The organism is Methylophilus sp. UBA6697, from assembly GCF_002454655.1.
Classification (GTDB): Bacteria; Pseudomonadota; Gammaproteobacteria; order Burkholderiales; family Methylophilaceae; genus Methylophilus.
The window spans coordinates 80,538-93,186 of the sequence record NZ_DKJH01000026.1; the positions used below are offsets into that span (position 1 = coordinate 80,538).

Consider the following 12,649-nt stretch of genomic DNA (forward strand, 5'->3'; position numbering starts at 1 on the left):
AATAACCGCACTTTTGAACACCCAATTCATACATCACCCTTTAATAGCCAAATAATCGTCATCATAAATAATGTTTTATGATCGTATAAGTGACTTATAACACTTTTACTTCTCGCATCAGATAGCCCATTCGGGTAAACCTAAGCCGTGCGGTAGTCAACGCGGCTATCTGGCAATGGCAGCTTCGCGCGATTGCTGCACCAGCATTTGCTCAAATGCATCCGCTGGCACGGGGGGTGAATAGAAAAAACCTTGTGCGTAATCGCAATGAATATCCATCAGCAAGTCACGTTGTAGCGCTGTCTCTACGCCTTCAGCAATCACTTTCAGGCCGAGCTTATGCGCCATTACAATAATCGCTTCGCACAACACATAGCTTTCATTGCCCGCATTGAGATTACGCGTGAATGACTGGTCTATTTTGAGATAGTCGATATCGAACTTGCTAAGATAGGAGAGCGAAGAGTAGCCCGTGCCGAAATCGTCAATCGCCACCTGGATGCCCATGTCTCTAAACTGCAGCAGGCGCTCTTCGACCACCGGATCCGGATTGAGCAATAAGCCCTCAGTAATTTCCACGACGATACGCTTACCTTCTACGCCCATCGCGCGCAATGCATGCACCCAATCACTTTGCAAGTTGAGTTGCTCAATAAATTGCACCGGCGATTTATTGACACTAATGGCAAAGTCATCGCCCATCAAGGGTTGCCATTGCATGGCGTGTTGCGCAGCGCGATGAAAAATCCAGTCACCCATGGCAATAATGTCACCGGTTTCTTCTGCCACCGGGATAAACAATGCCGGGCTAATCAGGCCACGCTCAGGATGCTGCCATCGCATCAGTGCTTCTGCTTTGACGATTTTGCCATTATGCAAACTGACAATCGGCTGGTAGTAATCACGCAATTCGCCATTGTCCAAAGCCATGCGTAAATCACGCGCCAGATTCACGCGTTGCGAGAGTGCCTCACGAATCGCCAATGAGAAGAAGCGCAGGCTATTACGGCCGCGGCTTTTTGCGTCGTACATAGCCTGGTCTGCGTGCTGTATTATCTCTTCGGCATGCAATGCGTCTTCAGGATATTGGCTAATACCGATACTAACCGTGACAAACACACGCTCACCGCCCAGAATATACGCCTTGGAAATCTCCTGCATCAGCTGATTACCCAAGCCTTGCAGATCGGCATGCAAGCCTTCTGGCACAATAATCGCAAACTCATCGCCGCCCAGCCTGGCCACGGTGGCTGGCAACGATACGCACTGGCGAATACGCTGGCCAACCTCCATCAATAGCTCGTCACCACGCCGATGGCCAAGGCTGTCATTCACTTCCTTAAACCTGTCCAGATCCAGCAATAGCAGGCTCAATCGCTGTTGCCTTGTCGCAGCCGCAGCAATCGCCTCTTTGATTTGATGATGAAAATAGTGGCGGTTAGGTAACTGGGTCAGGCTGTCATAATTCGCCTGCCGCCAGATTGCAGCTTCGGCCTGTTTTTTATCAGTAATATCAATGTGTGTGCCGCGCATCATCGCTGGCTCACCCGCAGCCGTACGTGAAATCAAGCGGCCACGATCCACAATCCAGATCCAATGCCCCGCTTTATGCTGCATGCGGATATCGCACTCATAAAATTCGATCTCCCCCTGTAAATGACGCGCTACCAGCGTCATGGAGGTTTGCCAGTCATCGGGGTGCGTTAAGCGTTTCGCTGTTTCAAGATTATGTGGCACCAGCTCTTCCAGGGTATAGCCAAGTATCTCTGCCCAGCGCTCATTAAACTGGAACATCCCCGTTTGTACATCCCACTCCCAGGTACCGGCACGGGTGGCGTCAATAATGTTGGTGAGGCGCAAGCGCTCAAGTTCCAGCTCTTCACGCTTGCTTTCTATTTCGGCGGTTTTTCTTTTCACGGCGACCCGCAACATGAAAATCAGCAACAGCAACGTTAAGCCGACCACCAGCAATAATGCTAATGTCAAAATCACCTGCTTGGAGTACACCCCGCGTTGCAGAGAACTGCCTTTCCACTTAGATTCCAGCGCCGTCATTTCAGCCGGACTAATGGCAGCGGCACCACGCTCAAGCAAGCTCAGTGTGCGCACATCGCCCTTTCTGACAGCGCGGTGAAACTGTCCTTGATACAAGGTAAACGCACGCAGAATCTGGCTATCTGCATTCATGCGATACAGGTAATAATGCGCCGGGTAATCATCCATGCAGACGATTTTGACTTGCCCACTTAACGTGGCCTGGATGATTTCTTCATAATTGTTGTAGAGGCGAAACGATTTCACGCCCGCTTCTTTTAATTTGAAGATGCAGCCATCGCCTTTTTGTACACCGACAGTAAATCCACTCAGCACCTCAGGGGATGCCAGACCGCTCAGGCTTTCGTGCGCATAAATGCCCACCGGCAGCGTGGCATAAGCCTTGGTAAAGGTGTACCGTTGTTCGCGTTCGGCGTCGCGAAAAATCATCTCGATCACATCAGCATGCCCACTCAGTAACTGCTGCTGCGCCTGCTCCCAGACGGTCGATACCAGCGTCACCTTCACGCCGGTTTTCTGCTCCCACAACTTCCAGAAATCAGCCACGATGCCTACCGTGTTACCGTTGGCATCCTTAAACAAATAAGGCGGGTAATTATCATCGCTAATCACAGTAATCGCCTCTGCCCGGGCATCGCGCGCAGGCAGGCTGGCAAACAGCATAGCACTGTAACCCAGCAGGCAAAGCAAGGTCATGACGCGACGATAGAAGTGTCGTGTAAACATGGCTGCAAACTTATTCATGGGCAATCAGATGTAGACCCTGAGATTAGTTAAAAAGGCTGAGTCAAAAAAAGCTTAACAATACTATCGACAGAATAATACAAACATTTACGGCAATTGTCTTTTTGTACAACGTGATGCTGACGATATTTACCACAAAAATCTTTTTTCATTGGCACCAGATTGGTGCTTGCAGGAATACTGATCAATAAAAAAGCGCAGGAAAACGCCTGCGCTTGTATCAACCCTGGCTTTTAATACTCTCTAAACGTCTGGCGCTCCTGCCTTAATCTTGGCAATCCAGTCTTCCACCTGAATAAAACCGGCATCCTGCGCTTTTTTGGCATCTTCGTCGGAGATCACATCCTGCACGAACTCCAGGCGCTTCCACTCCGCCAACGGCGTCTGGCACTCTGCCACAGGCACATAACGCGAGCTGCTATCACGGGTATAGCGGTGAATATAGCGCGGACAGTTTTGCCATAACTCAGACAACGTCACTTTCACCACAAACTCGGCTTCTTGATACATGGCAAGCAAAGCAGGCTCATTAGACACGCTGCTCACCCCTTGCAAGCGAATACGGTGCGGGCGCTCGAACGAAATAAACAGCATGCCAATCTCTGCATTCTCGACCATATTGCCGACAGATAGCTGCATACCGTTGCCATCATAAATCGGAAAAATCAGCGTTTTGTCGTCGATCACGCGCACAAAACCGGTAAATCCACCTTTATATGACACTGTCGGTCGCCCGTTGTGGTCCACCGTGGATAAAAAGAACATATCCAGCGACTCTATAAATCCTTTGGCATCTTCATCAATCTCGGTCTTGCAGGCGATTTCTTCAATGCGGTCTGCCAGCTTCCTGGTGCCTTGCTGGTCCTGCACCTTGCGGTGTGTTTCTCCAAACAAACGACTCATATTTCCCCCTACGGCTTTATTCAATGATTCTATTCAATGATGTGTAAACGCTGGCTACCACGCTGCGCTTAATGCCTAGCTGGCTAAACGCGTGACCCAGACGGCACTATTGTAGGATGTCCACTCCATGCTGTCATTAAAACACCCGGATAAGGCGAAAACTCCACAGCCGCTGTGTTTTTTCCGGATGATCCAGCGTCGACCAGGCGGTCCCCATCTGCAAAGTATAATACTGGCTGGCGTCGTAATGTACCTGCGGTGTAAGCCGATAACGCCAGGTGCCGCCAGTGCTGATTTCCTGATTAAGCTCCAGGCCCAGTGTCAGCCGCGGTGAGACATCATAAAACACCGTATTGTTCAGCAAATAGTCTACTTGTGCACTGCGGTTAATATTGTGTACACGCAAGCCCAGCATACTTAACGACGACCACTGGTCTGTCCACTGCCGGGCATGGATGTATGTCGCGTCCGCAGACATGGCTTTGGTATGCTTGTTCACATCGACAAATGCTTGCCAGCCATTGGCTGTGCCTTGCGCATAGTCGACCCCCAGTGTTTGCTGGATCGCCACTTTATAGCGCTCATGGCTGGCATCCTCAAACGGCAGCTCGACCTCCATCGCCAGGTCATCCGCCAGGCCATACTCCAACTCTGGTGCCCAGCTAAAATCACCGTTATAAGGGTTATAGTCACCTAGCGCATTGATCTCCATTTCACCCTGCCTGACACCTAAGGGTCTCACCAGGTCATACACCATGGGTTCGGGAATCCTTAACAAGCGGTCACTGTGCGCTGCGTCAGGTTCAATAAACGCAGGCTCGGGCATGATTTCTGAAGCATTAAGCCGTGGGATGATGGCGAGGTGAAGCGACAAAACAACAACGATATGAGCGCATTTCATTAATACATTTACGTCAATAAAAATACCATACTAACACGCTGGGCGCGTGTAACAAATGCTGGTTTACTTCCAGACGCTGTAAGTATTCCTGCCGCTATGCTTAGCCTGATAAAGTGCCATGTCGGCTTGCTTAAGCAATTGCTTTAAGGTGACATCGGATGCAGGATCATACAAAGTGAGTCCAATACTCAAATGCACGGCGATTTCCCTATCATTAATCAACATAGGTACATTGAAAATATCCCGTAACTTGGTCGCGACTCTAACCAACCCTTGCTCAGACATCTGGTCTTTGACCACAATCACAAACTCATCACCACCGAGCCGACTCACAGTATCCATATCGCGCATATTGGACTTCAACCTGGCCGCCACTGCTTTAATGACCTCATCGCCCACATCATGGCCATACTGGTCGTTAATGGCTTTAAAATGATCCACATCCAGTGCCATGAGGCCGAATCGCTTGTGATCGCGCTTGGCTTCTGAGTGTGCATAGTTCAAACGACTTTCAAGCAAGCGGCGATTCGGCAAACCGGTCAGGCTGTCCATGAGCGCCCCTTCGGACAAATAATAGCGTTCCTGGGCGAAGAAGTAGGCAACACCGCCGACCAACAGGCTTAACAATACACTCAACACCATGCCAAGGCTGCGACTAGGCAGATGATGGCTATTTTTATTCTCGATGGCCCACTCCCATTTGCCATTGGGCACTTCGCTTTGCTGAATAAAAATGTTCTTTTGATCAAATAACGCCGCATCGCCATGAAACACGCGCTTCTGCTCTACCGTCCTGATCGCAAATGAAAACTGAGGATTTTGCACAGTCTGAAAAGCCGCCTGCAAAAAGCTATGGGTATCAATCACCGTCGACATAATGCCCCAGTAATGGCCATCGACAAAAATCGGGAAGCGATAAATCATGCCGTTACCACCCTGTATCAAATCCAGCGGGCCATCCAGCACCCCCTCATGAGACTCAATCGCCAGCTTCACTTTGGGCCATTGCGAGGCAACCTCACGATAATCGATACCGATGATCTGCTCATTGCCCTTTTCAGGATAGACATAAGTCAGTTTGTAATTCACGGCCACTGCCAGGTTCCTGACATGATGGGCGTTGGACCAGAGGTCGGCTAAGATCGCCTGCATCTTGTCCTGCTTCAGCTCATTGCGATAGACCTTGATAAAACTGGACAGGCCATTAGAAATAAATAGCAGGGAATTTAATTCGCGATCCAGCTCAGCGCGCAGCAAACTGCCATAAGAGGCTGCCTCCAGATAGGCTTCCCCCTCTGCTTTCTGGCGTTGGTAATCCAGCAGAAAATGCCAAAACAAAAAAGCCAACATTGCCGCAAACGCTGCAATCAGTTGGCTTTTAAATGTTTGGCTAAGTTTTGGGCGCACTGGCTCACTTCACAAAAGGTTCCATGTTGCATTCTACGCCAGGCGCATCCCACTCTTTTTGAGAAAGAACAACAGGTTTACTCTTTAATCATTCAAAATGATTCACGCGATCACTATCTCCTCGAAAAGTGTTATCACGCAGCTGATCGTACGTTAAAGATCAACGAAACCAATCGCAAACGCCATCATAATCAAGACGGCGATCAATACAGTCAGCGCACGGCCTGGATCCATGCCCCAACTCACGCGGTAGAATCCGGTACGAAAAGCATGGATTAAAGCGAGCGTGAAAATCACTATCAGCAGCGTACCCAGCATGTCGTTCTCCTGCAATCCAACGCTTACTGACAGCACATGCAGTCAGCAAAGACATATTGAATGGTTGAAGCGAGAAATAGTTAACTCTATTGCCAGCTTCATTATGCAGCATGGCATAAGGAAAAACGATGAGATTTATACTGAATATTTTGTAGGAATGCGCCTGCGTGCTTAATGATTAACTACCTGAATCAACGTACGTAGAATTTTTAAAGTGGCACCACTTATCGCTTACCCTCCAGAAAATGTGAGTAACAGCAATGCCAACAGTAATAAACCAAAGCCGCCGCTTGGAAAATAACCCCAGTTTGCACTATGCGGCCAGGCTGGCAAGGCGCCAATCAGCGCCACAACGAGGATAACAATCAGGACAGTGCTGAACATCATACGCTCCAGTCATTGATTCAAACCGGCCTCAACAGCAGGCCTGAATACCGAGATTCAGAATATAAAAATTAAGAATACCCAGGCTAAGTAATACTCAAGATGAGTAAGGCTTCATCATGCCGTCATGGCAATACACTGACCATGACACTGCGGCTGAAATTGCTGTAGGAATGAATAAGGCACGTTTTTTTGCATCCTTGATATAGCTTGTTTTTCCTACAACAAGTACATCTGGCGCTGATTAAGACAATTGCTTTATTTCTGTAGACTCTTTGCACATCATGAAATGGGGTGAATGACATGGATACAGAGGCGTTCAGCTTAAGCGTTCCCTTGTGGGAAATTGTGATTCGAGGATCCATCGTCTATTGGTTCCTGTTTCTTATCTTCAGATCCATCTTGCGCCGGGATATGGGCAGCGTCGGTGTCGGTGATTTCTTATTTGTGGTCATTGTGGCCGATGCCTCTCAAAACGCGATGAGCGGGGATGCTAAATCGATCATGGACGGCCTGGTGCTGATCAGCGTATTGGTTTGCTGGAATATCTTGATTGACTGGCTCAGCTACAAAAATAAATGGATCAGGCGCGTGATGGAAGCACCACCATTGGTGCTGGTTCGTAACGGAGTGCTGCAAACACGTGCCATGCGTCGCGAATTTATTACCAAAGACGATATCCTGGCCAAGCTACGTGAAGATGGCATTGAGCATATTTCAGCAGTCAAACAAATGCAATTAGAGTCAGATGGTCAGCTCAGTATTATTCACGACGATAAGTAACAATGACATTCTTCACATTAACGTTTATTCTCGCGTTGTAAAAGTAACGCAGCTTCATGCGTCTCTCACAGCATCAAGATCGATATTCAAATAACACTAACGAAAAAAACTATGCTTATCACTCTTGCACTCTGCGCCCATTCGATCACCTCCAGGTTGCATACGCCTATCCCATAATGCCGATTGGCCAATAGACACGATAGCGATGAAACTGACGTTTGGGAGGAGGCATCAAATGGATCACGTATTAAAGAAAAGCTGGCGTAACAAAAAAATTGTGACTGGCATTACTGTGCTGCTAATTGCGATCACCGCCTCGATTTCCATCTTCTTGTCTTTAATCATTGCCCATAACCAGGCGGTTTCCAAAGAAACGAAACACCTGCGGGAAATCACCTCTGGTGTATTGATGCGCATGAGTACGACACGCCAGCAGTTTGCCAATGTCGTGAATTACTTTTCGTCAGTGGCCGAAAAAGATGCTTGCCTGCCGCAACAGGTACAAAAAATGCAGGAATTCAATGTATCAGGATTCTTTCTGCAAGGCGTTGCACATATCCGCGACAATAAAATCGCCTGTTCCTCCATCTCAGAACTGCTGGATGGCATGGTGCTAGGCAAGCCCTACCGGACCGAGCCGGATGGTACCAAGGTGTGGTCCAACATCAAGATCGCTGACTGGCAAGACAGGCATTTGGTGATTTTCGAGAAATCAGGCTGGGCCATCATGTTTGTGCCCAGTCACGCGATCGAGGCGCTAGACAACTCGGAGGTTGCCATCGGCGTATTCAGCATCCAGTCACACCGGCTGTATACCGGCAAGGGCGAGATCGCCACCGCCTGGCTAGAAAGATACCAAGGAAAGCAAGCACTTACTTTTATTGATCAAGAGCGGCAGATGCTGGTGTATATCGCACCCAACCAGCTGAATGTCACGGCAGTGGTCGCCGCCATCCCCCTTAAGGACATCAACGATGATATCGTGACTTTTATTCAAATCCTGATTCCGCTAGCCATCATTGTCGGCTTGTTATTGGGCGGCTTATTTATCTATATGCAGCGCACCAGGTACTCGACTAAATCCGCTATTTTGCGCGCGTTGGCGAACGATGAGTTTTACCTGGAATATCAGCCTATCATGCATTTGCATCACAACACTTGCGTGGGCGCTGAAGCATTGATTCGATGGCGAACGCCGGATAATACATTTATCAGTCCAGATACATTTATCCCTGCTGCCGAAGCGGCTGGCGTCATTTGTCAAATCACACAGCGCGTATTTGAGCTGGTAGCGAAAGATATGCGCAACGCTTTTAATACCCATCCGGACTTTCATGTCGGCATTAATATCTCCTCGCACGACATCCGGTCAGGCGACTTATTATCGCTGATTCAAACCCTGATCAAATCCAGCGGGGCGACGGGCAATCAAATCCTGATTGAAGTCACTGAACGGGGGTTTCTTGATGATGATGAAGCGCTGACGACAATCAAGGATATCCGGGATTGCGGCGTAAGGGTGGCTATTGATGACTTTGGGACCGGCTACTCAAGCCTATCTTACCTGACCAAGTTCCAACTCGACTACCTCAAAATTGATAAGACTTTTGTGGACTCTGTGGGTACCGACGCGGTCACCAGCCATGTTGCTTTTCACATTATTGAAATGGCAAAAACGCTACAACTGGATATGGTGGCCGAGGGCGTAGAAACAGCTGCGCAGGCGAAAATTCTGCACGAACGTGGCGTCAAATATGTACAAGGCTGGTTGTTCTCAAAATCACTCAAGCGAAAAGATTTTTACGCTTATTTGGACAAACATCCGCCGACAGCAGAATCCTCCGTCGAATGATTTTTGTTGATTAAACCTACCCTTTAACGTAAGCAAGTACTCACACTATTGGTGGTTATTTTTGGGACTGCCGGATCTCAACCAGCGTCTGTGCGAGTTGAGACTTTAACTTTTCGTCGTCCCCAGCCACAGTCAGCCCTTTCTCGGCGACCGTCTCTGCCTGTGCAATGTGCTTCTGTGCCAGCAGCACATTGGCCAAATTATTATAGGCTGCCGCTGAAGTCGGATGCACTTCAGTCATATGTTGAAAGGTTACTGCTGCCAGGGGTAAGTCATTGGCAGCATAGGCGGCGTTGCCCAAGCCCATCAACAGTACCTGATGATCAGGCCACTCGCTTACGGCTGCTTGATAGGCTTTTTTTCGCGCCGCAACAGAAGCATTCTTCTCGTAAGCTACCAAGGCTTTGGCGACCTCATCTGCGCTGACGCTGGCGGGTAATTTGCCTGGTGGCAATGCCACAAATGCCCAATGCTCGCTACGCGCCCAGGTACGCTGAAAAGCACTTAAGGACATTTCAAAGCGCTCATAAGTACCAGATCGCAACCACAACAATTCCTTATCCAGATCATAGCCAACCACCACGGCATAGTGCCACGAGGGGACCCATGAAAAACCAAGGTTCTGCATGACCACCACCACATTGCCAGCGGCGACTTCTTGCATCACCGCATCCAGTTGCGGCGGGATTTTTACCGAAACCGCACCGTGCCGTCGGGCTGCCGCCATCATTTCAATCTGCAAACTGCCTTGGCGGCTGGGCACATATACCTCTGGTGTCAGCTGGTCTGGTGTCACTTGAATATTGGCTGCACTCAATGCAGTTGCCAATGCGGCTGGGCCGCACTGGTATTGTGCCTGTGGGAAAAAAGGCGTGCTCGTCAGTTCAGCGTGACGGGGCAATTGCGTATTGTGCGTGGCTTCACGCACTCCGGTCGCCGCACAAGCACTCAACAGGCACAAAAAAGCCAGCAGGCTTATTCGGCGCAGGCTGGCTTTGATAAAGCTGAAACGCATATCCAGATAAAAATCTATTAACGTACTGAACGTGTGAATGGGAATATTTTTGTAAATCCTAAAATATCCGTCAGCAGCAACACGAAAAACACCAGCACAATGGCGCCAATGATGCCACCGCCAGCAGGCGCCTTATCCAGTTGAGAGGCCATATTGCTAGCTTCGTCATCAGTCAATGCGGCTACGCGTGACTTGGCCTCCACAGGATCGATCCCACGCTTGACCAATTCCGACTGCACTTCATCGCGTGAAAGCATATCCACAATTTTGGCCCTGTCCTGCGCACCCTTGGCCGATATTGTAGACTCGGCGACTTGCTCAGTGCCAATCATGGCGGCCTGTACGGCTTGCATAGATCCTGTAAATAAGAGCGAAGCTGCTAAAAAAGCACTCAAAAAACGTTTAGCCATGATCATGATTAGTTTCCTTTATAGAGAGAATGAATTGGGCACATTACAACCATCAAACTACAACCGGCCCGTGAGTGCAAGAATAAGCAATATCAGTACGACCAAACCAAGGCCACCGCTTGGGTAATAGCCCCAACCAGAGCTATAAGGCCAGGCAGGCAAGGCACCGATTAAAGCCAGAATCAAAATGACCAGCAACAGGGTTCTCAGCATCGTATGTGCTCCTCGAGCAAAAGATTGCCGGCTACGCGGGCAATCAGCGTGTTGGTATTAAATGTGTGAGGCTCCATCATGCAGGCACACGGCACCCAATACCATGTCACGACGGCTGAATTTACTGTAGGAATAGTCTGATAATCTGAACCTGACAGTGAGTGATTCGGTGAGCGTCTTAAGCAAATTGTTGGTCATAAAAAAGCCCGCTATCCGCGGGCTATGGTGGCAAAAGCACATACGCTGCGCGCAGCTATGACTTGAAAAACTGAATCGGAATCATACGCTTCTGGTCATCTATACAGATACCATCACCAATCACATACACGCTACCCAATAAGCCATCACCTTCTATGTTGGCTTTAAAGTCGCAATTGAGTACCGCTTTCTGATTGGCAACCAGAAAACTCTTGCCCGAGTATGCCCGGCGTACCACGGCATCAACAGCTTGTGCGTCAGCGGCACCCGCTCTTGCCACCGGCGCTGCTGCGCTGGTTGCTGTCCACTTACCCGCCAGCTTGCCATAAGGGGACTCTTCAAACTCAATATCGCCATCATTGCTAATGTCGTTGATCAGAATACTGCCGACATACACCGTGCCATCCGGGCCGATTAATTGCGCCTTATTTTTATAAACACCCAGCTTCACCATATTAACTGAGCACCCTGACAACACCAAAACTACAGCGAACAATACACCTAAATTTTTCATGCACCAGACTCCATACCCAGCATTTCGTGACCCCATGTCATTCATGACCTTTATGGTACCGCATCCGGAAAAAAACGGCTTGCCAATCAATCACCAAATACCGGCCTCAAATAAAAAAGCCCACCAATAAATTCGATGGGCTTAGGCGTTAAAAACAAACAACGCTTATGATCGGCGGCGGCGAGCAACCAAACCCAACACACCCAAACCAGCCAGCAAGCTTGCACCGGTCATTGGCTCCGGCACCACGGATGACGTATAAGGTGAAAGCCCTGCTGCCACATCCGGCCCAGTACCAACCAATTCAAACGTACCCTTATAAAGGCCATTGGTTGTAAACGCAGTCACGGTTCCACCGATGAAATCCGCCCCTGTGGCACCATAAGCGCCGTTAATCGCTGAATCTGGATCCCATTGAAAGTTAAAAGATTCAAATGAATTGAAGCTCGTAAAGTCAAATCCGAACACTGCTCCGCTGCCAAAGAAAGTCGCGGTACCGCCAGCAGGTGCGCCAATCGAACTAGGTGAGCCATCAATGACCAGATGGCTCGCATCGCTAGTCACGGTAGTCGTGAAATCGAATACAAGTTTAGTAATGTCGTAACTGGACCCGTTAAATGCCGCAGTATGGATGTTAAATCCATCACTGCCTGGCTCAACCACAAAAATAGAAGCCGCCGCAAATGCCTGCGAGCATCCGACTGCCATGGACATGGCTACTGCAAATTTACTCAGTTGTTTCATTTGTTTCTCCACTCAGTTTAATAATAAAAAATAACGCCAAAGAACCCTGCACTTACTCATACCTGACAGATATTACAGACTTTGATAATAATTGTAAATTTACTTTAAAGTATAAATAAATACATTTACATCAATAAGAGCTATTCTCGCACCATTCACAACTTGCCCCTCTCTGGCCCTCACACGAAAACACAGCAGGCACGCAAAG

Annotated in this window: 13 protein-coding genes; 2 read left to right on the forward strand and 11 right to left on the reverse strand. The window is 48.8% G+C overall.

Annotated elements, in window-relative coordinates; genetic code table 11:
- Positions 1-165: 165 nt before the first annotated feature.
- The 6 genes from B3355_RS08260 to B3355_RS08285 all read right to left on the reverse strand — a co-directional run bounded on the left by B3355_RS08260 (position 166) and on the right by B3355_RS08285 (position 6,715).
- Entirely contained in the window at positions 166-2,799 is a 2,634-nt protein-coding gene (locus B3355_RS08260; RefSeq protein ID WP_292782499.1) for an EAL domain-containing protein, read from the reverse strand.
- Between the two features lie 243 nt (positions 2,800-3,042).
- Positions 3,043-3,702 (reverse strand): pyridoxamine 5'-phosphate oxidase family protein, encoded by a 660-nt coding sequence (locus B3355_RS08265; protein ID WP_292782501.1) that lies wholly within the window; start codon positions 3,700-3,702, stop codon positions 3,043-3,045.
- Positions 3,703-3,838: 136 nt separating this feature from the next.
- The gene (locus tag B3355_RS08270; RefSeq protein ID WP_292782503.1) at positions 3,839-4,528 is read right to left on the reverse strand and encodes a hypothetical protein; all 690 of its coding nucleotides are present in this window, start codon (positions 4,526-4,528) and stop codon (positions 3,839-3,841) included.
- Between the two features lie 138 nt (positions 4,529-4,666).
- Positions 4,667-5,953, reverse strand: coding sequence for a sensor domain-containing diguanylate cyclase (locus B3355_RS08275; RefSeq protein WP_242402247.1), 1,287 nt, complete (start codon positions 5,951-5,953; stop codon positions 4,667-4,669).
- Positions 5,954-6,163: 210 nt separating this feature from the next.
- A complete protein-coding gene (locus B3355_RS08280; protein WP_019883549.1) occupies positions 6,164-6,328 on the reverse strand; it encodes a DUF3309 family protein in 165 nt (54 codons plus the stop codon).
- A 231-nt stretch (positions 6,329-6,559) separates the two neighbouring features.
- Entirely contained in the window at positions 6,560-6,715 is a 156-nt protein-coding gene (locus B3355_RS08285; RefSeq protein ID WP_414683416.1) for a DUF3309 domain-containing protein, read from the reverse strand.
- A gap of 300 nt (positions 6,716-7,015) precedes the next feature.
- Here B3355_RS08285 and B3355_RS08290 point away from each other — a divergent pair, with 300 nt between their 5' ends.
- Together B3355_RS08290 and B3355_RS08295 are read left to right on the forward strand one after the other, a co-directional pair.
- Positions 7,016-7,495 (forward strand): DUF421 domain-containing protein, encoded by a 480-nt coding sequence (locus tag B3355_RS08290; protein ID WP_292782510.1) that lies wholly within the window; start codon positions 7,016-7,018, stop codon positions 7,493-7,495.
- A gap of 235 nt (positions 7,496-7,730) precedes the next feature.
- Positions 7,731-9,347: an EAL domain-containing protein gene (locus B3355_RS08295; RefSeq protein ID WP_292782513.1), complete on the forward strand. Its 1,617-nt coding sequence runs from the start codon at positions 7,731-7,733 to the stop codon at positions 9,345-9,347.
- A gap of 55 nt (positions 9,348-9,402) precedes the next feature.
- Here the strand turns inward: B3355_RS08295 and B3355_RS08300 are convergent, their stop codons facing one another.
- The 5 genes from B3355_RS08300 to B3355_RS08320 form a co-directional block, all read right to left on the reverse strand.
- Positions 9,403-10,362 (reverse strand): PA2778 family cysteine peptidase, encoded by a 960-nt coding sequence (locus B3355_RS08300; protein ID WP_292782516.1) that lies wholly within the window; start codon positions 10,360-10,362, stop codon positions 9,403-9,405.
- 17 nt (positions 10,363-10,379) lie between these two features.
- Positions 10,380-10,778, reverse strand: coding sequence for a PA2779 family protein (locus tag B3355_RS08305; protein ID WP_019883556.1), 399 nt, complete (start codon positions 10,776-10,778; stop codon positions 10,380-10,382).
- A 51-nt stretch (positions 10,779-10,829) separates the two neighbouring features.
- The gene (locus B3355_RS08310) at positions 10,830-10,985 is read right to left on the reverse strand and encodes a DUF3309 family protein (protein ID WP_081755146.1); all 156 of its coding nucleotides are present in this window, start codon (positions 10,983-10,985) and stop codon (positions 10,830-10,832) included.
- Positions 10,986-11,238: 253 nt separating this feature from the next.
- A complete protein-coding gene (locus tag B3355_RS08315; protein ID WP_019883558.1) occupies positions 11,239-11,697 on the reverse strand; it encodes a hypothetical protein in 459 nt (152 codons plus the stop codon).
- A 165-nt stretch (positions 11,698-11,862) separates the two neighbouring features.
- A complete protein-coding gene (locus B3355_RS08320; RefSeq protein ID WP_292782522.1) occupies positions 11,863-12,441 on the reverse strand; it encodes a PEP-CTERM sorting domain-containing protein in 579 nt (192 codons plus the stop codon).
- Between the last annotated feature and the right edge of the window lie 208 nt (positions 12,442-12,649).

Excerpts from the sequence above, each read along its gene's own strand:
- B3355_RS08290 (WP_292782510.1), top strand. The coding sequence starts at position 7,016 with ATGGATACAGAGGCGTTCAGCTTAAGCGTTCCCTTGTGGGAAATTGTG.
- B3355_RS08315 (WP_019883558.1), bottom strand. The coding sequence starts at position 11,697 with ATGAAAAATTTAGGTGTATTGTTCGCTGTAGTTTTGGTGTTGTCAGGG.
- B3355_RS08265 (WP_292782501.1), bottom strand. The coding sequence starts at position 3,702 with ATGAGTCGTTTGTTTGGAGAAACACACCGCAAGGTGCAGGACCAGCAA.
- B3355_RS08300 (WP_292782516.1), bottom strand. The coding sequence starts at position 10,362 with ATGCGTTTCAGCTTTATCAAAGCCAGCCTGCGCCGAATAAGCCTGCTG.
- B3355_RS08270 (WP_292782503.1), bottom strand. The coding sequence starts at position 4,528 with ATGCCCGAGCCTGCGTTTATTGAACCTGACGCAGCGCACAGTGACCGC.
- B3355_RS08305 (WP_019883556.1), bottom strand. The coding sequence starts at position 10,778 with ATGATCATGGCTAAACGTTTTTTGAGTGCTTTTTTAGCAGCTTCGCTC.
- B3355_RS08260 (WP_292782499.1), bottom strand. The coding sequence starts at position 2,799 with ATGAATAAGTTTGCAGCCATGTTTACACGACACTTCTATCGTCGCGTC.
- B3355_RS08295 (WP_292782513.1), top strand. The coding sequence starts at position 7,731 with ATGGATCACGTATTAAAGAAAAGCTGGCGTAACAAAAAAATTGTGACT.
- B3355_RS08310 (WP_081755146.1), bottom strand. The coding sequence starts at position 10,985 with ATGCTGAGAACCCTGTTGCTGGTCATTTTGATTCTGGCTTTAATCGGT.
- B3355_RS08320 (WP_292782522.1), bottom strand. The coding sequence starts at position 12,441 with ATGAAACAACTGAGTAAATTTGCAGTAGCCATGTCCATGGCAGTCGGA.
- B3355_RS08285 (WP_414683416.1), bottom strand. The coding sequence starts at position 6,715 with ATGATGTTCAGCACTGTCCTGATTGTTATCCTCGTTGTGGCGCTGATT.
- B3355_RS08280 (WP_019883549.1), bottom strand. The coding sequence starts at position 6,328 with ATGCTGGGTACGCTGCTGATAGTGATTTTCACGCTCGCTTTAATCCAT.
- B3355_RS08275 (WP_242402247.1), bottom strand. The coding sequence starts at position 5,953 with ATGTTGGCTTTTTTGTTTTGGCATTTTCTGCTGGATTACCAACGCCAG.